At 56.0% G+C, this 21,799-nt stretch carries 18 protein-coding genes; all 18 read right to left on the reverse strand.

Going from position 1 to position 21,799, the window contains the following annotated elements:
• Complete coding sequence (gene tssA / locus NC856_RS03520) at positions 1-1,419, reverse strand: type VI secretion system protein TssA (RefSeq protein WP_264089053.1); 1,419 nt, start codon at positions 1,417-1,419, stop codon at positions 1-3.
• A gap of 11 nt (positions 1,420-1,430) precedes the next feature.
• Entirely contained in the window at positions 1,431-1,991 is a 561-nt protein-coding gene (gene vasI, locus NC856_RS03525) for a type VI secretion system-associated protein VasI (RefSeq protein ID WP_264089054.1), read from the reverse strand.
• Entirely contained in the window at positions 1,991-3,526 is a 1,536-nt protein-coding gene (locus NC856_RS03530) for a sigma-54 interaction domain-containing protein (protein WP_264089055.1), read from the reverse strand. Before NC856_RS03530 ends, vasI begins: the two co-directional genes overlap by 1 nt.
• Before the next feature lie 2 nt (positions 3,527-3,528).
• On the reverse strand, positions 3,529-6,129 hold the full coding sequence (gene tssH / locus NC856_RS03535; RefSeq protein WP_264089056.1) for a type VI secretion system ATPase TssH: 2,601 nt from the start codon (positions 6,127-6,129) through the stop codon (positions 3,529-3,531).
• A 14-nt stretch (positions 6,130-6,143) separates the two neighbouring features.
• Positions 6,144-6,920, reverse strand: coding sequence for a type IVB secretion system protein IcmH/DotU (gene icmH / locus NC856_RS03540; protein ID WP_264089057.1), 777 nt, complete (start codon positions 6,918-6,920; stop codon positions 6,144-6,146).
• Positions 6,921-6,932: 12 nt separating this feature from the next.
• Positions 6,933-8,273: a type VI secretion system baseplate subunit TssK gene (gene tssK, locus NC856_RS03545; protein WP_264089058.1), complete on the reverse strand. Its 1,341-nt coding sequence runs from the start codon at positions 8,271-8,273 to the stop codon at positions 6,933-6,935.
• Positions 8,274-8,275: 2 nt separating this feature from the next.
• Positions 8,276-8,797, reverse strand: a complete 522-nt coding sequence (gene tssJ / locus NC856_RS03550; RefSeq protein WP_264089059.1) for a type VI secretion system lipoprotein TssJ — start codon at positions 8,795-8,797, stop codon at positions 8,276-8,278.
• Positions 8,797-10,014: a type VI secretion system-associated FHA domain protein TagH gene (tagH, locus tag NC856_RS03555; protein ID WP_264089060.1), complete on the reverse strand. Its 1,218-nt coding sequence runs from the start codon at positions 10,012-10,014 to the stop codon at positions 8,797-8,799. The genes tssJ and tagH overlap by 1 nt, the downstream gene beginning before the upstream one ends.
• Before the next feature lie 2 nt (positions 10,015-10,016).
• Positions 10,017-11,015, reverse strand: a complete 999-nt coding sequence (gene tssG, locus NC856_RS03560) for a type VI secretion system baseplate subunit TssG (protein ID WP_264089061.1) — start codon at positions 11,013-11,015, stop codon at positions 10,017-10,019.
• Positions 10,979-12,745: a type VI secretion system baseplate subunit TssF gene (gene tssF / locus NC856_RS03565; RefSeq protein WP_264089062.1), complete on the reverse strand. Its 1,767-nt coding sequence runs from the start codon at positions 12,743-12,745 to the stop codon at positions 10,979-10,981. The genes tssG and tssF overlap by 37 nt, the downstream gene beginning before the upstream one ends.
• Positions 12,746-12,747: 2 nt before the next feature.
• Positions 12,748-13,179 carry a type VI secretion system baseplate subunit TssE gene (gene tssE, locus NC856_RS03570; protein ID WP_264089063.1) on the reverse strand — a complete coding sequence of 144 codons (432 nt, stop codon included), beginning with the start codon at positions 13,177-13,179 and terminating at the stop codon, positions 12,748-12,750.
• A 5-nt stretch (positions 13,180-13,184) separates the two neighbouring features.
• Positions 13,185-14,663, reverse strand: a complete 1,479-nt coding sequence (tssC, locus tag NC856_RS03575; protein WP_264089064.1) for a type VI secretion system contractile sheath large subunit — start codon at positions 14,661-14,663, stop codon at positions 13,185-13,187.
• 32 nt (positions 14,664-14,695) lie between these two features.
• Positions 14,696-15,199: a type VI secretion system contractile sheath small subunit gene (gene tssB, locus NC856_RS03580; protein ID WP_264089065.1), complete on the reverse strand. Its 504-nt coding sequence runs from the start codon at positions 15,197-15,199 to the stop codon at positions 14,696-14,698.
• Between the two features lie 944 nt (positions 15,200-16,143).
• Positions 16,144-17,085, reverse strand: a complete 942-nt coding sequence (locus tag NC856_RS03585) for an oligopeptide/dipeptide ABC transporter ATP-binding protein (protein ID WP_264089066.1) — start codon at positions 17,083-17,085, stop codon at positions 16,144-16,146.
• Complete coding sequence (locus NC856_RS03590) at positions 17,082-18,110, reverse strand: ABC transporter ATP-binding protein (RefSeq protein ID WP_264089067.1); 1,029 nt, start codon at positions 18,108-18,110, stop codon at positions 17,082-17,084. Before NC856_RS03590 ends, NC856_RS03585 begins: the two co-directional genes overlap by 4 nt.
• 1 nt (position 18,111) lies before the next feature.
• Positions 18,112-19,023: a D,D-dipeptide ABC transporter permease gene (gene ddpC, locus NC856_RS03595; RefSeq protein ID WP_264089068.1), complete on the reverse strand. Its 912-nt coding sequence runs from the start codon at positions 19,021-19,023 to the stop codon at positions 18,112-18,114.
• A gap of 5 nt (positions 19,024-19,028) precedes the next feature.
• A complete protein-coding gene (locus NC856_RS03600; RefSeq protein ID WP_264089069.1) occupies positions 19,029-20,045 on the reverse strand; it encodes an ABC transporter permease in 1,017 nt (338 codons plus the stop codon).
• A gap of 96 nt (positions 20,046-20,141) precedes the next feature.
• Positions 20,142-21,734 (reverse strand): ABC transporter substrate-binding protein, encoded by a 1,593-nt coding sequence (locus tag NC856_RS03605; RefSeq protein WP_264089070.1) that lies wholly within the window; start codon positions 21,732-21,734, stop codon positions 20,142-20,144.
• Positions 21,735-21,799: the final 65 nt, after the last annotated feature.

The following is a 21,799-nucleotide window of genomic DNA, read 5'->3' on the forward strand; positions in this document are numbered from 1 at the left end:
TTATTTTTTGCGGGAAGCGACCAACCGTTCCAGACGGCTGACCATTCCCGGTTCCCACTGCATCAGGCCCAGTTGCTGGCTTTCCTGCCACAGATGCTGATAATGCTGTGCCGCCAGCGCTTTCATGCCTTCCTCGGCCAGCAAATCCGCCAGCACCAGTTCGGCATAAAAACGATCGCGCGGCGCTTTCAGACGACGTATTCGCTCATCCAACAACGACAACGCCGCCGCCATGCCGTGTTCGGCCCGACACGCTGAAGCCTCCGTCGCCAGATCGTCCTGTCGTTCACTTCCCGCCCGTCCCGCCAGCGTCGCATGCAACCACTGATTGCATTTATCGGTCAGAAACGGCGATCCATCGCTGAAGGTCAGTTCGCGCAACGTCGGCAAGCGATGGAGAAAAGCCGCCAGTTCTTCGGCGATGGCGTTGGCGACCAGCGCATACCCAAGTCGGGCGGCGACGGTCGCCGATAACATGTGACCGTCAAACCAATAGGGAGCCAGTGTCAGACTTTGCTCAATGCGTTGCCACAGACTCAAATCCGCCTGTCCCAACGCGCTGTGATATTCATCCATGCGATCGGCGGAAAACGGCGCCAGTTGGGTCCGATTACCTTGCGACGCCATAGGCGCGGTGGCGATCCCCGACCAGATGGCATGACGGCGTAACCGATACCCCACCGGCGCATCCGGTTGACGTTCGACCAACACCGTCGCCACCGTCAACTGAGTCTGACGCCAGCCGCGTTCATCGGCGGTATTGATCGCCACCGCGCTGGCTGACGGTGCGGCGGTTTCCTGGCTGACGCCCGCGCTTTCCGTCGTCTCGCCGCCACTGGCGGAAAAGGGGTTGGCGGCCTGATTCGTCTGCTGCCGCGCCTGATGCCGCTGTCGGGCGCGGTTGAGTCCTTGCCGCAATTCATCCGTCAGATCCGCCTTGTCGCTCGCCAGATCGCGCCAACGGTTCGCCAACTGTTCCGCCAGTTGATGCAGTTGGTTTAGCTCCGCGCCGGAAGCGCTTTCCGCCATACGCGGCATGACGCTTTCGAAACGCCGGACGATTTGGGTCATCAACCGCTGTTTCTGCGCCGGACTGGTTGGCCAGGCTTGCTGCCAGTAGTTCGCCAGCCAGCTATCCAGCAGCATCAGCGCGGTGGCAAAAGGCGTGGCCTTAGCCGGATGCTGTAAACAGCGCAATAGTTGCACCAGAACGCGCATATCTTTGGTTCGGCTTTCCAGCAGCGTCAGACAGTGGTCGGCCACCACATTGAGATCCACCTGACTGTGGGCCAGCGAACCGAGCTTCACCAGTTCGGTTTCCACCTTCTCCCACAGCGGGTCATCCGCCAACACCGCGGCACACAAGCTCTCATCAGGCAGCGGGGTCAGCAGACGTTTACACCACGGGTGTGAATGCATGTTCATTCCCCCTACCATCGGCACTGCTGACGCAGCGGTGTCAACGCCTCGCCCAACCCGGCGAGATCAATACGCAATTGCTGACCGTCCGTGCCGTTCAGCACCAGTTCGCGATGACCGATCCAACGTTTCAAGGCGTCGATGGCCGGCAGTCCGCGGCTAAACTCCAGCAGCAAGCCACGGTTGCGCACAAACCAGTTGTCCGGCGCCATCACGCCATCCAACTGCGACGCGACGGTTTCTCCTGCCCAGGGCTGGCTGAGCGTCAGCCTTAAATGCGTAATATTGCTGGCGCAACCGATCACCAGCGTATTGCCGTCCGCCAGAGAACGCGTCAGCGTCAGATCGCCGCTGCCCGCTTCCCGTCCAAGTTGGAAAGCGCCACCGGTCTTCGTCTGACCATCCGTTGGCGAAATGACGCCGGAACGTCCGGCCTCCCGACTCAGCGCGTCATAACACGCCAGCCGCACCTCGGCGGCGCTTTCATTGCGGCACTGTTCCCACAGTTGCTGCCAGGCGGGATCGGGCGATCCCGTCGCCGCAAGCAGCAGAGGAACCATCGTCAGAAACATCAGTTCACCTCCAGCTTTTGGCACTTGTGATCGAGTGTACGTTTGGGGATATTGAGACTCTCCGCCACCAGCAGACGGTTGCCCTGAAACTGGCGCATTCGCGCCGCAATAACCGCGGCTTCATACTGTTGCGTGGCGGTACGCAAATCGTGAATATGCTGAAAATCATCAGTGGCGACCACCGTCGCGCCGCTGATGCGCTCACGCAACTCCGGCGGTAATGAGGAAAGACATAAAGATTCTCCCGCCGGCGTATGCGCACAGGCGACTTCCAGCAAATTCTTAAGCTCCCGCACGTTGCCGGGAAAGTCATACCCCACCAGTTGTTTAAGGAAAGTGCGGTGCAAAGGCCCGACGACTTTCCGCTGCTGGCTGGCAAACTGACCGATAAAGTGCTCACACAACAGGCGGATATCATCCGGGCGTTCACGCAGCGGCGCCACCAGCAGCAGGCACTGACAGAGGCGGTGATAGAGATCCTGACGAAAAACGCCTTCTGCAACCTGTTGTTCCAGCGGCTGATGGGTTGCGGCGATGACCCTGAAATCGGAATGGCTTTCCCTGTCTGCCCCCAATGGCCGGAAACTATGGGTTTCCAGTACCCGCAATAGCTTGGCCTGCATGGACTGCGGCATATCGCCGACTTCATCCAGAAACAGCGTGCCGCCGTTGGCTTGCGCCACCAGACCAATCTTGTTGCTCTGCGCCCCGGAAAACGCGCCTTTCTGATAGCCGAACAACTCGCTTTCGATCAGGTTATCTGGAATAGCCGCGCAATTAATGGCGACAAACGGTTGCGCTGAACGCGCTGAGCACTGATGTAACAGACGCGCCACCACCTCTTTGCCGCAACCAGTTTCCCCTTGGATCAGGACGGCAAGCCGGTGGCTGGCCGCCTGATAGATCTGTTGATGCAATGCTTTAACAACCGCGGATTGGCCGATCAACGTTTCCTCTACCCGTTTCTCCCGCTCGCGCCGATGTTCGTCTTCATCTTTTATCTGACGCAGCGAATCCCGCAGCGCGCTCTGCTCGCGTTGGCTGCGCCCCAACGCGCGCAGCAACGTCAACTGGCGGCAAAATACCTGCGCCAGACGCGGGCCGTTGCCGCCCTGGTGCAACTGGCGCAACCGGTCCGGCGTATCCAGCAGCGCCAGCACCGCCAACGGCTTACCGCTGTCCGACAATAAAGGCAACGCGTGCAGCCCGCAGGCGTTGCCCGCCGCCAGGATCTGACGAAACTCCCGATGTTCAATCCGGGCGCCGCCGTACAGCGAATCCCAGGTGCGCGCCTGATTTTTATGCAGCACATAAGCCAGCGGATGACTGAAATCATCCGCCGCCAGCACCAGCGATACCGGCGTGCGCCGCATCTGACCACGACACGTCAATTGACGACCGCTGACATCCACCATGCCCAGCAATACGCCTTGCGGCTGCCAGGCCGTTTGCAACGTATTGAGCAACCAGTCGCATAAACCAGCCTCATCACGCTGGCGAGTGAGTGCGAGCGCCAGTTCAAGGGCTTCTTGCATACTCAGCCCTCTACCTCGGAACGGAACTGGCCTTCCTCGACGCGGAAATGAATACGACTGACAGCTTGCCCTGCTGACATACGCTGAAGTAATTGCAGCGATACCGGCGGCAGCAACGCGCCGTCAATGACGGATTCCAGCATTCGCGCACCGTTTTCACTGCGATTCGCCAAGCGCAGAATTTCTTCCGGCACCGCATCGTCAATTATGACTTCCGCGCCGAAACGCTGTTGCAGCAGATCCACCAGTCGAGAAAGTTTGCCCTGAACAATGGCGACCAAAGTGTGGTGATCCAGCGGCAGATAAGGAATGACCTCCATGCGCGCCAACAATGCCGGTTTGAAAAACGCCGCCAATTCAGGGTAGAGCGCATCCAGCAACACGTCCGGTTGGTGGGCATGGTTGACGATGGTCTGGAAGCCGAGATTGGACGTCAGGAAAAAGACGACATTGCGGCAGTCGATTACCCGCCCTTCGCCATCCGCCAGTTCGCCTTTATCAAAAGCCTGATAAAACAGGTTGAGGACATCTGGATGCGCTTTTTCCACTTCATCAAGCAATACGACCGAATAAGGTTTTTGACGGATGGCTTCTGTCAGTACGCCGCCTTCGCCAAAACCAACGTAGCCCGGCGGCGAACCAATCAACCGCGATACCGTATGTTTTTCCTGATATTCGGACATATTGATGGTGGTCAGATAGTTGCGACCGCCAAACATCAGGTCGGCGATCTGCACCACGGTTTCGGTTTTGCCGACGCCGCTCGGCCCCACCAGCAGGAAAGCCCCCAACGGGCGACCAGGGCGACGCAGATCGGCGCGCGCGGTCAGCAAGTGTTTGTGCAGTTGGGCAATCGCCAACTGTTGGCCCTTTATACCCTCGCCCAGAAAATCCGGCAGGCGCGTTACTACTTCCAGTTCCCCTTGCGAGATCCGGTTGAGCGGAACGCCCGTCCACTCGGCAATCACCGCCGCGATCTGGGTTTTATCCACATGCGGCGACACCAACACGGACGATTGCTGGCGCGCCGCCAGTTCGCGCTCACAGGTCATTAATTCCGATGCCGCGGCCTGTTCATCAAAATCATCAGGCCGAGGGTTATCAAGCAATGCGCTACGCAGATCAATCACCTGCTGTACCTGCGCTTTCTGTTGTCGCCAATCCGCTGTCAACTGCGTCAGCGCCGCGGCTTCCGCCTCACGGGTGGCGCGCAGTTCGGCCAGACGCGGCGCGGTGTCGCCCAGACCGATACGTTCCTGACGCTCAAGCTGCGCAATCTCCATGTCCTGCTGATGCAGGCGGGTTTGCAACTGACTGACCGCCCGCGGCGGCGTAGTGAGATTAATCGCTACCCTGGCGCAAGCGGTATCCAGTACGTCAATCGCCTTGTCAGGCAATTGACGCCCGGAAATATAGCGAGCGGACAATTGCGCCGCCGCCTGAAGCGCTTCTTCGTCAATCAGCACGCCGTGAGCTTTTTCATAAATGCCGCGCAACCCGCGCAGAATGACGATCGCTTGTTGCGCATCCGGTTCGCCGACCTTGACCAACTGGAAACGACGCGACAGCGCCGCGTCTTTCTCCACATATTTTTTATATTCGCTCCAGGTGGTCGCCGCGATCGTCCGCAACTCGCCACGCGCCAGCGCGGGCTTGAGCAGATTGGAAACATCCAGCCCGCCGGCCTGATTACCGGCGCCGATCAAGGTATGCGCTTCGTCAATAAACAGGATCACCGGGCGCGGCGCGGTTTTCACTTCCTGCATCACCCCTTTGAACCGTTTTTCAAACTCGCCCTTGACCGATGCCCCCGCCTGCATCGCGCCCAAATCGAGTGTCAGTAATTCCACATCGCGTAGTCTTTCCGGCACCTCTCCCGCGACAATACGCAGTGCCAACCCCTCAATCAGCGCGCTTTTCCCGACGCCAGCCTCACCCACCACGATCGGGTTGTTTTTACGACGGCGGGAGAGAATATCGATCATCAGATCGATTTCATGATCGCGGCACAACACCGGATCGAGTTGCCCTTGTCGGGCGGCCTCGGTCACATTCTGGGTATAGCGGGAAAGCTGGGTGCTGGCCGCAGCGGTTTGCTCCGCTGTGGATGACTGAGCCGCCGCGACCTCGGTTTCCACCGACTCTTTCACCCATTCATCAAACTGCTGACGCAACAGTTCACGGTTGATTTGCGCCAATGGCCGCGAGGCCGCCGCCGACAAGTAACGGTTCGGCGTCATCAGTAATACCAGCAGCAACACGCCGCTGCGCAGGTGGGCATGTTGAAACTCAGCGGAAGCCAGTAACCAACTGTCCTGTAACCATTCCACCAGCAACGGAGAAAACGAGGGATAGCCGGCGTCAAAGCCTTTATCCACCGAGGACGGCGACAGCAGCGCGACAAGTTCCTCAACATCCACCCCGGCGCGTTTCAGGATCTGCCGCACATCGCTCAGCGGCGTTTCCAGCATTTTCATCAACAGGTGTTCAATGCGTATTTCGGCGCCCTGATGTTGAATACACAGTACCGCCGCCTCTTCCAGCATATGGCGGCACACCGGGTTGAGCCGTTCAACCAGCGTTGGCAATTCAATTCGGATCATGAGAAACGCTCCTGTTATTGTAATAATTCTCCCAGTTGACGCAGTACGTCCTGGGTCTGTTGAGAAAGCTGGTAACGGTACAGGCCGAATGCGGCGGCTAACGCCACGCACATGCAGATAAACAGGGTACGCAGCGAAACCTGTCTGCGCAGTTGGTAGCGGGAAGCCTGCTGCCCCGGATTGAGGTGAAACACCGTCGGCGGATTGGCGGGTTCAGGGCGCAGCGTGTCATGCAGGCCGCGCACCACGCGATCCAGTTCCTCGCGCCCTTGCGGCATCACCCGGTAACGGCCTTCAAAACCGAGACAAAGACACAAATAGATGAACTCCAGAATGTCGCGGTAGCGCACCGGGTCATCCCGCAGCTTCTCCAACAGCACAAAAACCTTTTCCCCGCCCCAGGTTTCGTTATGGAAACGCGTTAACAGCGAATGCGCCGACCACATGCTTTGCCCGCCCCACTCGCGCCCCATTACCGCCTCGTCAATGAAGGTGCAGAGGATGTAGCGGAATGACAGGATCACGCCATTTTCATATCCATGAGAATGCAGTTCCTGTTCGATCGCCTGTATTTCAGACACCACCCGCTGGTAGAGATCCGCGACGCCGTCATAAGCGGCGAGTTGGCGAACCCGATCCACCATGCCCAACAGCGGCGTCACCGCGTCTATCATCGGGTTGATGCTTTGTCCGCGCAGACGAAACCAGTAGTCGGAATCCATATCCAGTTGTCGGGCATGGTCGTAAAGCAGGTCGCCCAGTTGTTCGTTTTTAATGACCTCAATGCTCATCTCATCCTCTCCTTACGACTGGCTGCGGATAGCCCAAAGCTGCATATCCAGTTCGGGGAATTCGCCAGCGATGTGGAATGCCAGCGTGTTGCCGGACACCAGCGTTTTCCAGGCCGGGCTTTGTCTGTCGAGTTGGAAATAGCTGTAACCGGCGTGATAAGGCAATTGACGCGGCGCCACCGGCAGCGGCAACAACGGCACGCCGGGTAATTGCAGGCTGATCAGTTCGCGGATCTTGTCGCTGGAGGCAATCTTGGTTTGTTGCAGCAACTGTTTACGCAGGTGCTCCTGCGGCATGCGCGCTCGCACCGCCAGCACGAATTCGGCGCTGGTCATTAATTCCGCATCGCCGACCATCGCCACCATCACGCCATAAGGCTGTTTCTTCAGTTGGATGGAAACCGCGCGCGGCGACAGTACGGTGCTCAGCGCCTGACGTAATGCCATCATCAGCGGCTCGAAACTGGCCTGCTGGTGTTCATGGCGGTAAGCCGGAAACTCCGGCGGCAAGCGTGATTCATCGGTAAATGTCATCAGTTCGCCGCACAGTTCCACCAACGCTTCGTGCAGCCGCTCAGGATGCAAGGTGCCGAGGCGCGCCAGATGAGAGAGCTTGGGTTGGGCGCGGTTGAGCAATTGCAGCATCATGAACTCCGCCACATCCGCCACTCCTTGCTGTCCCGGCGTCGCAATGCGCTGCGCCAGACTGCGGGCGCGTTCGGCGACCAGCCCGGCGGATTCCCCCAGAAAGCGCTTCAGGGACGGGATCGCCGTCACGCTGATACTGCACGGCATAAAGTTCGGATCCAGCACCAGCCCGCCGTCCGGCCGTTTATCCAGAATGTTGGCGATCGCCAGCGACGCGTAAGCGCTGCGATCTTCACGATCGAGCATCAGCCGCAGGCTGACCTTGCCGACCTCCATCGACACCACATCGCCGCCTTCACTGTGCAGATCACGCACGTCATGACGCTGCGATTGCAGGCGGCTGGCGATGCCTTGTCCCGGTTGCCCGACTTCGCTTACGCCGTTCACCGCCAATGGCAGCGCCAGATAGACTTTCTGATTCGCCAGCGCCACATCGGTGATTTCCAATGGCTGCGGCAAAGCATCGTCCCCCGGAATATTGAAAACCGTACCGTCCGGCATTACTCCGCTGGCGTTGACCAGCGCAATACGGCCAAAATTGAGGTACTCCTCATTGATTGCCAGCGATTGCAAGCCGTAGAAATAGTCGCTAAGCGCACTGAGACGGGCATGAAGCGCATAGTCTGTGTGTCTTTGCTGCTGCTGGAAGTGTTGCGGTTTGATAAACAGCCCTTCCCGCCAGATAACCCGATTTCGGCTCGACATGATTATTCTTCTTCTTGGTCTTTTTTGATTTCGACTTCATCCCGGCGCAGATGCACCAGAATCTGGTAAGTACGCCCGGTATTTTTCAGCTTGATGACCTTGCGCCATTCGGCGCTCTCCGGGTCGGCATAACGGGCGATCACCCCGACGTAATGGACTTGTTCATCCAACGCCTCCGGCGGCAGATACTTGAACTGCCCCGGCAGCAAGGTGTAGTCCTGATGATTGACATAGTTTTTGGCCAACGCCTTTTCGATGTCTGTGGTCACCTGGTCATAATCGGTCGCCAGCAGGCGGGAATCCTCCGCCAGCATCACCAATTGAAATTCGATGGGCGCAGCCTCGCCGCTCTCATTCGGATTGACATCCGGTTCCGCCAGCAGGCTAAACGCCGCAGTGGAAGGCTGGCTGTCGTTACTGCCCACCTGGATATCCGGGTTCGCCGCAACCTTGGCCATCTTGCCGAGCGTGGCGCATCCCGGCAGCAGCGACATCAGGACGCACAGCCACAGGACGCGCAGCATTATTGCCGCTCCTGTTGCTGACGCACGGCACGGTCATATGCCTGGGCGTATACCTGATGGAACAGCTTCTGAAACCCCTGCTGACGCGGTGAGGTCAGTTCGCGGTAATAGTGCTGATACATCTGCCATGCCCAGCCGTCATCGGCAATTTGTTGTTCGCCGCTACGTCGATAATGTTCAAAACGGTTTAGCAATGCGGCCGGAGAAAACGCCTGTAGAATGCTTTCCAGCGCCACGGCTATCGCCTGTTGATTCGCCAGATGATGAACGCGCACGTTATTCAACACCTCTTCCACCGCCGCAGGCGCGGAGAGATGTACCGGGCTTTTGCCTTCGGCGAATAACAGCGACAGGGTATCCGTATAATCCAGCCCCAGACGCAAGGGGTTATCTTCAATCGGACGCAGATGGGTTTCCGCCAATGCTGTCTGCCCGGTTTGCAACGCCAGCAGCCCCTCCACCATCATGCGCAGGCTTTTGCCCATTTCTTCCAGCATCTCCCGTAACCGCGGTTCGTCCTCCACCGGCAGCGAGATCCCCAGCCCGCGCATCAACGGGGACAATAGCGTACTGTCGATATGTGCGCCTTCCAGCGCTGTCAGTGGGTTATTGATGGTCGGTAATTCCACAAATTTCTGATCCATGGTGTCCTCTACAACAGAAAAAGAAGAAAGAGACGTCGATAGCGATTCATTGGTCTGTTCATCGTCGGACGTCAGCAGCGCACGACTCTGCTCCTGCTGTAGCGCCCACAGGGGATCGTTGAATACCGCCGTCGTGTCGGCATCCGCGACAGGTTGGCTTTTTTTCTCTTCGCTCAACCACCCGCCCAGCACATCATCGGAATGTTGTCCCAGTACCTGATCGATGTCCGCCTCAGTGGTGGGAGCACCGAAGTACACCCCTAACCGAAACGGACCGATCACCAGTTCATCGCCATGAGAAAGAACGACTTTGCGCTCCCGTCCAATTGGCGATAAGGCGCCGTTGATGAATGACTGACCGCTCAGATCGCACAGACAGAAACGGCCATCCTGCATTTCAATGCGCGCATGGTTCGGCAGCACCGCGCCAAGCCGATCCCGTAATTGCCACTGATCGTCGTCAGATGCGCCCAGCGTGCCGCCGCTGAGATCAAACTGATGTTGCACCTGCGAATTGATATCCAGTTGTTCGCTGTTAAGCACAACCAGCGTGAGTGAGTTGGTTTCGTTCACAATTACTCCTGCACACAAATCGTCACATAGGGGTCGGCTGGTGGCTGTCCCAGGAAACTGCTCCATCCCAGACGGCTGCTCTGTTCGCTACCCAGACGCAATCCTTTGGCCTCCCCCTCGGCAAAACCGAGGCGTAAATCCCAGGCCAACTGGTCACGCAGGATGAACGAAACAAAACGCACCAGCGGCTGAAAGTGTTCGCCGTTGGGCAAAAAACTGAGAAAGCGGCTAAAACTGAGGTTCCCGATTTTAAGCAGGAATTTACCCGCGCAGTCGCTCACGTTGTCGCCGATGACAAAATCCCCGCCCAGCATCATGTTGGCGCGCCCCAGACGGTTCTGTTGTCCTTCATGAATCGGCACCCGGCGGCGCTGCCAGGCAACGACCTCGACATCGTCCAGATCAAAACAGTGGATCACCAACCCCGCCACGACTTCCGGGGAACGGCTGGGGCTGGCGAGCAAACCGGCATAGGACAGCATCTTGGCGCGGTTGACCGGCAGGCTGTCACGCACCGCGTCGTTGCCTAACCCCACCAGAGCGAACATCAACCGGGAAAAACCATCCTCGCCGTCATTCTGAAAGCGAACGTGGTAGCGATATTTGCGCCAGGCGCGATGGAGCAGCGTCAATAGCCGGTGATGAAAGAAATCGAGAAACACGCCCAGTTTTTGTTCGCCCTGTGCGTACTCCCAGGCCAATTCCTCCAGGTAATAACCCGGCATCGGCGACTGGCTGCCGTGCAGCCCCAGAAACGCCACCTCCAGTTCCTGCCGCCCTTGGTTATCCTGTCCCACCCGCAGAACATCCGCGGGATGGAAACCGATTGATGCCGTCGAACGGAAACGCAACCGCTCCTGATCGGGCCGGAAGTCCAGTTCCTGTTCCAGATCAACCTCTTCCAGCTGATTAAGCAGTTCCACCAGTTGGAAAAAATTGAAATGCGAGGCATCCTGGCGAAACATCACATCATCGAGTGCTGACCTATCTGTACCGGCCATCGGTAGCGCTCCTTGTTATCGATGTTGACCACTTCCAGCAGGTGGAAAGCGTTGACGCTGGCATACAGCGAGAAGAAATGCGCCAGCACCGTACTGAACAGATACAGTTCTCCTTCGCTGGAGAAGGCGGACTGTCGTATCGACAGCACCGACTTCAGACCGCGAACCGGCATCCCCCGCACCAGTCGATCAATGGGCGAGGTTTCGATGGACTCGATCCCAGCCAGCCGTTTACGCGATGCCTGCTCCGCTTGTTTGTCATGCAGGGCGGGGAAATCGTAGGTGCGCAAAATTTGCACCAACGCATCGCGGCGCAGCAACGAAACATAGTTCAACGACAGGTTGGAAATCAGCGTCCAGTGCAGGCTGCCGTCCATTGCCGGTCTTAGCGGACGGGTTGGCCGGGTCAGATTGCGAAATGTGGCGAAGGAGGGAGAATTGCCGGTCGGCACACAGATCGCGCCAACCGGCAATTGCGCCGCCCGCGAACGATTGGTGCAGGTCAGGCTGACGGAAATGGATTCATCCAGATCAATTACTTCACGTTCATCCCCACGGACAAAGGAAAGCAAATGCTCAAAACCGTCGCCGCTAACAGCTTCCCGTACCCGAATACGGTAATACAGCGCCAGCCGCCCTTTGGCGCGCTCGATCTGATGCTGGAAGCTTTCAAATGGCTGGTAGACGCGCGGCACGCCGCGTGAACGACCGGCATTGCCTTCCACCCAGCCTTCCACCTTATCGACGGAGAAAATTTCAAATCCTTCGGCATGACGGTAACTGGCTTTCAGCGGATATTCCGTCTGACGTCCGCTGAGATTGATCGGTTCGCTGTCATGCTGGAACAGATTGATGGCCGGGACGCAGTTGAGCATGAATGAGTCGGGCCGGATTTTCAGTTCCGCGGGCAAAGGGCGGTCGAAACAGAAATGCAGGCGGAACGCCGTTACCGTCAGCGGCAAGTCGGGCCATGTCGCACCGGATAGTTGGAAGAACAGAAAGCTTTCGGGGAAACAGAAATACTCTTGCAGAATACGATAGCCGGAATAAACGTTGCCCGGATACGGCAGCAGCGCATCTTCACGCTCAAATCCCACCGTTTTCAGTACGCCGGCTTCCTGACGGAAGCGCTGGCCGTCGACTTCCAACTCAATGTGTGATAACTGGCTGGCTATCCAGAAATAAAGTTCATAGGCGGTGTAAGTATCGCCGCCCAGATAAAAGCGCAGTTTATCGAGTTGCAGAGAGCCTAATGACAGCGGGCCGTGCAGACCGATATCCAGCGTAATGGTCGATAGATCGTTACCGCTTTGTACATTGATCTGCCGGATATCCGCCGGGTAGATCCAGGCGTCGTGACAGGTCTGAAAATGACAAACCACCTCGTCAACCGGCAGGCTGTCAAGCTCACAGCCGCGTGCGACAAAAGCAGGCTGCGCGATGGCGCCGGGGAGTACCGAAAACTGCATAATCGTCATACTCGGTACGGGGCGCAGATAGTTGGGCCACAGCATGCCCAGCAAACCATGCGTCAGTTCAGGAAACTCGTCCTCGATCTTCGCCCGTAGACTGCCGGTCAAAAAAGCGAACCCTTCCAGAAGTCGCTCGACATCCGGGTCGGTGGTCTGTTCTGACAAAAATCGGGTGAGTTCAGGGTGTGCCTTGGCGAATTCGCGCCCTTGCAGGCGCAAGTAGGTCAATTCATCCCTGAAAAAATGTTCCAGTGACATAATCAGATCATTCTGTAATGGCGATGACTATCCATATGAATATTGAAGGAGGCGACCTGTTCCAGTTCATCCAGCCTGACATGGGCGGTGACCTGAAACGACATCTCCAGCGGATTAGACAGATAGTCCGACGCACTGACGTCCACATGGACGATTCGAGGTTCAAAGCGACAGATGCACTGCCGGATCGCCTCCCGGATTTTTCCCCGAATATCGGCGCCGCTTTGCGTGGCGTCATTGAAATCAATCACGCCAAGCTCAGGTGCGCTGCGACAACTTCCGGGCCGGGTATTGAGCACCTGATCCAATTGACGCTTCACGGACGCAATCAGTGCTTCAATATCCATTTCAGGGGAAGCGCGCGCCGCTTCCCCCCGGATACGATCGAACAGGCTGGCCGCGGTTCCCCTTTCCCAGGCAGAAAGCGACGGCATCAGCTTTATTCCTTATCCAAACGACCTACCAGCGACAGTTCAAAGTTTGCCCCCATGTACTTGAAGTGAGGACGAACCGCCATAGTGACCTGATACCAGCCGGGTTCGCCTTCCACATCCAGCACGTTGATTTGGGCGGCGCGCAGAGGACGGCGGCTGCGAACGTCTGCCGGCGGATTTTCCTGATCGGCGACGTACTGTTTGATCCAGCTATTAAGCTCACGCTCAAGATCCTGACGTTCTTTCCATGCGCCAATCTGCTCACGCTGCAACACTTTGATGTAGTGCGCCAAACGATTGATGATGAACATGTACGGCAGTTGCGTACCCAGCTTGTAGTTGGTTTCCGCCTCTTTCCCTTCTTTGGTGTTCGGGAACACCTTAGGTTTCTGCACCGAGTTGGCGGAGAAAAACGCGGCATTGTCGCTGTCTTTACGCATCGTCAGCGTGATAAAGCCCTCTTCGGCCATCTCGTATTCACGACGATCGGTAATCAGCACTTCCGTTGGGATCTTGGCCTGAAGCTGTCCCATCGCTTCATAAACATGCACCGGCAGATCGGTGATCGCGCCGCCGCTCTGCGGGCCGATGATGTTCGGACACCAGCGGTACTTGGCGAAACTGTCCGTCAGGGCGGTTCCCATCAGGTAGGCGGTGTTGCCCCACAGATAGTGGTTATGATCGGAACTGATGTCTTCCTTGTAGTTGAAGCCCTTAATCGGGTTCTCAACCGGATCGTAAGGCAGACGCGCCAAAAAGCGCGGCGCCGTCAGGCCCAGATAACGCGCGTCTTCCGATTCGCGCAGCGAGCGCCATTTGGTGTAGGCGGGGCCTTCAAATACCGATTTCAGATCTTTGATGGAAGGCAAATCGGTAAAATCGTCCACGCCAAAGAAGGTCGGCGCTACGGATGAGATAAACGGCGCATGGGCCATCGCGCCCACCGCGCTGACATACTGCATCAGTTTGATATCAGGAGAACTCTGGGTCATGGCGTAGTCGCCGATCACGCCGCCGATAGGCTGACCGCCGAACTGTCCGTATCCACTGGAATATACGTGTTTGTAGAAACCGGACTGCGTGATTTCAGGCGCGAACTCGAAATCTTCCAGCAATTCTTCCTTGGTCGCGTGCAACACCAGAATTTTAATGTTTTCACGAAAATCGGTGCGATCCACCATCAGCTTCAAAGAGCGCCAGGATGATTCCAGTTCCTGAAGCGCCTGAGCATGCAGGATAACGTCGATCTGCTTGCTGAGCTTTTTGTCCAGTTCGACGATCATACTGTCGACCAACGCTTTATTCACTGGCTCCGCTGCGTTGCCGTTATCAAGAATATTGGCGACCAGTGCGGCGATCCCTTGTTTGGCGACGCTGTACCCTTCATCCACCGGGGTGATGCGCGCTTGCGCCATGATTTCGTCAAGCAGTGATCCAGAGGCACTGGCGGCCCCGGACTGCGCTTGTTCTTCAACGATTGACATAATTGTTTCCCTATCTCGTCAGTAAACGTCAATTATTCTGCGGGTTTTACCAGATCCAATTCTTTGAGTAGCTGCTCTCTGGCCTCTTCGCTGGACAAAAGATCCTGCAAACGATTACGGAAGGAAGGAATATTGCCGAGAGGTCCTTTCAATGCCACCAGCGCCTCACGTAACTCCAATAACTTACGTAATTCAGGCACTTGTTGAGCAATGCGATCAGGCGAGAAATCATTCAGAGAGCCAATACTCAGTTTGACCGGCAGATCATCCTGACTCTCCTCTTCGAGACGATTGGGCACGCTGAAATTCAGTTCCAGCTTGGCCTCTTTCATCACCGAGGCGAAATTGTTTTTGTCGATCGCTACCGTTTGACGTTCCTCGATAGGCGTTTCCTCTGTACGTCCTTTCATATTTCCTACTACCATCAGCGTCAACGGCAGTTCTATTTCCGCCTGCTGACCACCAGTGGCCGGGACATATTTAATATTAATACGTTCCTTTGGTGCGACAGATGCACCGTCAGTTCCTTTAGCCATATGTCTATACCAACGTAAGGGCGCTCTGGCCCGGAGAAATAAGGTCGATTTCCATCGAAATCCCTGCCGATTTCAGCAATAGCAGACCATCCGAATCACAAATAAATAAATTATTTGTTTTTTCGACCAACGAGATAAAAGAAATAAAATCCGCATCATTATACGGCGTTACTAAACGCATTATTAAATCGTATGAACCACGATTCAAAAGGAGAAAACAAGCGTCAAATAAAGGAAAAAACCTAAATACGCTTATAATTTTCGTTTGGATCATACACACAACACCAACAGATGGTCAATGCCTATATAATTAGATGAACCACTAAAGTTAATTAAAAAATAAAAACAATAAAAACAATGAATTAAGAAAATTAAACACATCAAAAACAGCGTCAAAAAACCCATCACGCCCTTATTCTCCGGCAGTCTCAATTAAACAAAAAAAGCACTATTTTTTGTCTTCTAATTTAATTTGCGAGCTAAATAGTTAGCATGATAATAATGAGTGCTTCTGGTAACTGATAAGCAATTTTATTTTAACTTATTTTTAATTCTATTATTTTTGGTTTTTTCAGGATAAATAACCATAGCAAGAATCCAGGCCAGGACTCATGAAAAAATCTGGTGGTTTTTATAAATAATATACTCTTAATAAAAACCATCAGAATTTTAATTTATAAATATCACTTAATTTAAAACAATAAACTAAAGCTTATAGCATTAAAGATAAATGAGAATGTTGATGTCGATTAATAAACAAACAATCAATTTAATGTTAGTAAAGTAGCCAGAGAGCAAGATCCATTCTGAAATATGACAGATAGATTAGAAATATTTAGAACATCGGGCAGGACTGGATGATTTACATTCCATTTGAATAGCGCGGGGTACTGCGCCTGCAATCCATTGCAGGCTCTACAGGGGAAGATAACGAGGCTTATCCCCTACACCCGATGACAACGCGTCGCCGTGCCGGAAGACGTCATACTCAGCGTTTGCGGAAGCTGGCAGCCATCTCCGGCGTAGGGACAGCGCTCGCGGAAAAAGCAGCCTGATGGCAGATTACGGTTACTGGGAAGCTCGCCTTTACGATCCGCCTGTCCGTCATCCAGCAGCCGTCCGGCCTGCGGTACGGAATCCAGCAACAAACGGGTATAAGGATGCTGCGGTTGCGTCAGCACCTGTTGCGCTGGACCAAGTTCGACAATCTGTCCCAGATACATCACCGCCACCCGGTCGCTCATATGCCTGACGACCGATACATTGTGCGAAATCAGCACAAACGTCAGATTTCTCTGCCGCTGTAACGTCACCAGCAGATTAAGGATTTGCGCCTGTACCGAAATATCCAGCGCGGATGTCGGTTCGTCCAGGACGATAATATCCGGTTCGGAGGAGAGCGCCCTGGCAATGGAGATTCGCTGGCGCTGACCACCGGAAAATTCATGCGGCAGGCGGTCAAGATAGGCCCGGCGGATACCCACCTGTTCGGCAAGTTGCGCGGCCAGTTCACGGCGCTCCGTCACGCTGTTGTGTTTTTGCACATAAACAGGCTCGGTGATAATACGCCAGACCGGTAAGCGCGGATCAAGCGATGATTGCGGGTCCTGAAACACCATCTGCATACCCGAACCAAACCAGGAACCGCCCTGACGCGCCCGGTTCAGTTCGCCGCCGCTTGGCTGCTGCAATCCCATCAGCAGTTGGGCTAGCGTACTTTTGCCGCAACCGGATTCCCCAACGATGCCCAACGTTTCGCCGCGCATAATTTTCAGATCAAGCCCATTCAATGCGTGGACATAGCTTTTCGGTTTACCCAACCAGTTATAGCTGGCGGGAAAACGCACTCGCACATCCTGCAATTCCATTAATGCTTCTTTCATCATCTCACCTGCTCCTGTTCAGCCGGTTGCGGATGCCAGCAGGCAACCTGCTGATGCCTGCGCGTTACGAGCGGCATTAACGATGGCGACCGTGCGCACTGGGTATCAGCATGCGCACAACGCTCACGGAAGGCACATCCCGGCGGCAGTTGCGCCAGATTGGGTACCGTGCCGGGAATAGCGTGCAGCAAACTGCGCGGTTCGGCATGCTCCGGCGCAGCCTGCAACAGACCAATGGAATAGGGATGCGCCGGATGCGCCATCACCTCATCGGTGGTTCCGCTTTCAATCACCTGCCCCGCGTACATCACATAAACCCGATCGCACAATTGCGACACTACGGCCATATCATGTGTGATGAACAGTACCGCGGCGCCGCTGGCGCGCGCCTTCTGTTGCAGCAGACGCAACACCTGGCGCTGTACGGTGACATCCAGCGCGGTGGTCGGTTCATCGGCAATAATCAACTCCGGCTCGCAGGAGAAAGCCATAGCAATCAGCACCCGCTGACGCATGCCGCCCGACAGTTCAAAGGGATAGCGATTCATCACCTGTTCCGCATCCGCTATCTGCATGTCATTGAGCAGACTTATCGCTTTCCTGCGCGCCTGTTTAGCGTTCAGCGACTGATGCAGACGGAGGATCTCGCTCATCTGCCGCCCGATTTTACGTGTCGGGTTGAGGGCGTTCATCGGCTCCTGAAAGATCATCGCCACGCGCGAACCGCGCACGGAGCGCATCGCCTGTTCGCTGGCCTTGACCACATCCAGGCCGAGCATGTTCAGGCGTCCGCCGGTAATAATAAAACTATCCGGCGGCAACAACCGCATCGCCATCATCGCGGTAACGGATTTACCTGAACCGGACTCCCCCACTACGCCCACGATCTCCCCGGCATTAACGCTAAGCGACACCTGATTCAGCGCTTTTATTTCTCCGCCATAAACCGGAAACACCAGTTGCAGATTGTCGATATCCAGTACCGGTGGCGGTAACGAAACATCAGCCAGAATACGTTCAGTCTGCATATCAACGCCCTCTTCCTTTCGGGTCCAGCAGGTCGCGCAGACCGTCGCCGAACAGATTAAAACCGGTTGCGGTAATCAGGATCGCCATACCCGGAAACGCCGAGTACCACCACTGATCAAGAATATAGTTACGTCCGTTGGCCACCATTGCCCCCCATTCGGCGGTCGGCTGCTGCGCGCCAAGACCGATAAAGCCAAGCGTGGCCGCCATCAGAATCGAAGTGCCGATATCCAGCGAAGCCTGCACAACCAGCGGCGGCAAGACATTGCGCAATACATGCCAGCTAATCAAATGCCAGCGCGACGCGCCAAAGGTGCGGCTTGCCTGCATGTAGGCCTGGTGACGCAACATCAATGTTTGCCCGCGCGCCAGGCGGACATAGAAAGGAATGCGCACCACCGCTATCGCCAGCATCGCATTGAACAGGCTGGGGCCGAGCGCCGCCGCCAGCGCCATGGTCAGCACCAGCGAAGGCACCGATAACATGATGTCCATACAACGCATAATCAGCCCATCCATCACCCCGCCCATCACCCCGGAAAAACAGCCGAGCAGCGAACCGATAATCCCCGCCACCACCACGACCGCTACCCCAGCGGTTACCGACTGTTGGCTGCCAATTAGCACGCGGCTGAAAATATCGCGTCCGACTTCGTCAGTGCCAAACCAGTGCAACGCGGAAGGCGCCTGTAAGCGGGCGGTCAAATCGATAGCGTTCGGGTCATACGGCACCAGCCACGGCGAAAACAGCATCAGCAACGTCACAATCAGTATGATGAGCGCCCCAACCAACGTCAGCGGGCTGCGGCTAAGCAGATAAGCGGTACGCCGCCAGTTGGCGAAACGCGAGGTGGTTTCCGGCGGCGGTAGATTTACGTCGCCGTTCTCCACGCCATTTTCAATCAAAGACATCGCGGTTACCCCTCACGGCCAATACGCGGGTCAACCCACACGTAAAGTAGATCCACCAACAAATTGACGATCACATAAGCGAACGACACTACCACCGCAAAACCCATTACCGCCGGGAAATCCAGCGCCTGAATCGAGTTCACCACATAAGCGCCCATACCCGGCCAGGCAAACACCGTTTCCGTCAGCACCGCGCCATAGAGCAAGTCTCCCAGCGCCAGACCAAGGACGGTAATGGATGGGATCAGCGCGTTGGGCAGCGCATGACACAGGATCACCCGCCAGCGCGACAGGCCATTGGCCCGTGCGGTGCGGATATAGTCTTCCCCCAGTTGTTCCAGCATCGCCGAACGGATTTGCCGGGCGACAATGCCCATGTGCACGAACGCCAGCGTCAGCGCAGGCATCACCAGATGCTGAAAACTATTCCAGAACGCCTCGCTGTTGCCCGTCAGCAGTGAATCGAGCAGATAAAAACCAGTGATGTGCGTCGGCGGTTCCAGCCAGTCATCCAGCCGTCCGCCCCCCGGCAGCACATTCATCTGACCGTAAAACAGAATAATCACCCCTAACCCCAGCCAGAATGCCGGCGTGGAGATCCCCACCACCGAGAGCAGTCGCACCAGATGATCGGGAAATTTATTGCGATAAACCGCAGACAATACGCCCAGCGGCACCCCCAGCACGATGGCCAGCAGCAACGCGCTCAGCGCCAATTCCAGCGTCGCCGGGAAAAACGCTTTCAAATCTTCAAGCACCGGGCGGCCAGTACGAATCGAGGTGCCTAAATCGCCGTGCAGCAGATCGGTCACATAGCGGTAAAACTGTACGTACAGCGGCTGATCCAGCCCCAGTTGCTGGCGGATGCGCTGCACGATCTCGTCACTCGCGCGATTGCCCGCCAGCATGCTCGCCGGATCGCCGGGGATCAGGTGCGAGATGATGAACGTAATCACACATACGCCGATCATCACCAGCGCCAATCCCCAGCAACGCTGGCGGATAATGGTCCAGAAAGTCATACACGTCCCCTGACCAGCTGACAGCGATCAACCGCCGTCAGCCGGAAAAAACAGTCATCGGATGGCGTTCGCAGACGCCGCCAGCGTCTTTACCGGTTATTGCTTGCTCATCTGTCCTACGTTGAACACCTGCTCCAGCATCGGGTTAAACACAAATCCCTGAACCGCTTTGTTCATCGCCACCTGATAGTTTTTCTGGAACAGATAGACGTAAGCCGCTTCGTCGATCACTACCTTTTGCGCCTGTTGGTAGTAATCGGTACGTTGCTTTTGATCGGAAACCGCGATGGCTTTTTGCAGCAGCGCGTCGACAGCCGGGTTGTCATAGAAAGAACGGTTGCCCGGCAGCCCTTTCTTGTTGGATTCAAACCAGTAGTTCATATACATATAGGGATCGGCGAAATCGGGGCTCCAGTTGCCAATGGCGATATCGTAATCCCCCTTGCCGATACGATCGCGCATGGTGGCGTTAGCCAGTTTTTCCAGCTTCACGTTGATCCCCACGGAGGCCAGACTCGCCTGCATGGAAAGCGCGACCGGCTCCCAGTTCGGATCATTATCCGAATAGAGAAAGCTCAGCGTCTGACCGCGATCCGTCACCTTCGCCAGCGCCGCTTTCGCTTTTTCCAGATCCAGACCATATTGCATCGCCGTCGCATCATAACCCCACATGCCTTCCGGGATCGGGCCGCGCATCTGTTTGCCGTTTCCGCCCAGAATGCCTTTCACCATGCCCTGATAATCGGTTGCCCAGGAGATGGCGCGCCGGAAATCGACATTATTCAACGGTGCTTTACCATTATTGAGATACAGATAGGTCACGCGCAGCGCCGGGTAATCTTCCACCGCGACCACGCCGCCTTTTTTCAGCGCCGCCAGTTGATCCATCGGCAATGAGTCGGCGATATCGATATCGCCACGGGACAGTTGCAGACGACGGCTGGAACTTTCACCAATGATTTTCACCGTCACGCGCTTAAATGCAGGCTTCGGGCCGTTGTAGTGCGGGTTCGGCACCAGCACCAGTTGCTGCCCTTTCTGCCAGCGCTCCAGCTTATACGGCCCCGATCCGGCGGTGTTGGCGGCCAGCCAGCTTTTGCCCTGATCGTCAGGATGCGCGTCGGCGATAGCCGGGTTGACAATGCCTGCGCCGTCATTCGCCAGCGTATAAAGGAATGGCGCGAACAGGGTTTTTAGCGTAAAACGCACAGTCATCGGATCGATAACCGTTACCTGCATATCTTTGGGAAATGCTTCCGATGGCCCTTGTCCAATCTGCATCAGGCGATCGAACGACCACTTCACCGCGTCGGCATTGACGTCCGAGCCATCATCAAACTTTGCGCCCGGTTTCAGTTTGAACGTCCATACCAGTTGGTCATCGGATGTCGTCCAGCTTTCCGCCAGTTCGCCTTCAACATCGGTCGAACCTTTTCCGCCTGCCGTTTTGTACTGCACCAAACGCTGATAAGCCGGATAAGTGACCGTCCAGTCGTTATTATCAATGGTCACCGCCGGATCCAGCGTCTGTGGATCGGCTGCTTTGCCGATCACCAGCATATCCTTCGGCACGGCGGCCTGGGCCTGAAATGTGGCGCCTGCCACGGCAAATAATACGACGCCCGCCACCAGACCAGAGGCAAACAGGCGGTGAAGCGAGACAGGGACTTTGGCGCTAATAGTGCTCATGGGTAATCTCCTGGTATCAATAAAAATTCGGATAACGTCGTTTTTTGTGTCATGGTTTGCGCAAG

Origin of the sequence: Brenneria izbisi (assembly GCF_025840185.1) — a bacterium.
In the GTDB taxonomy this organism is placed as follows: domain Bacteria; phylum Pseudomonadota; class Gammaproteobacteria; order Enterobacterales; family Enterobacteriaceae; genus Brenneria; species Brenneria izbisi.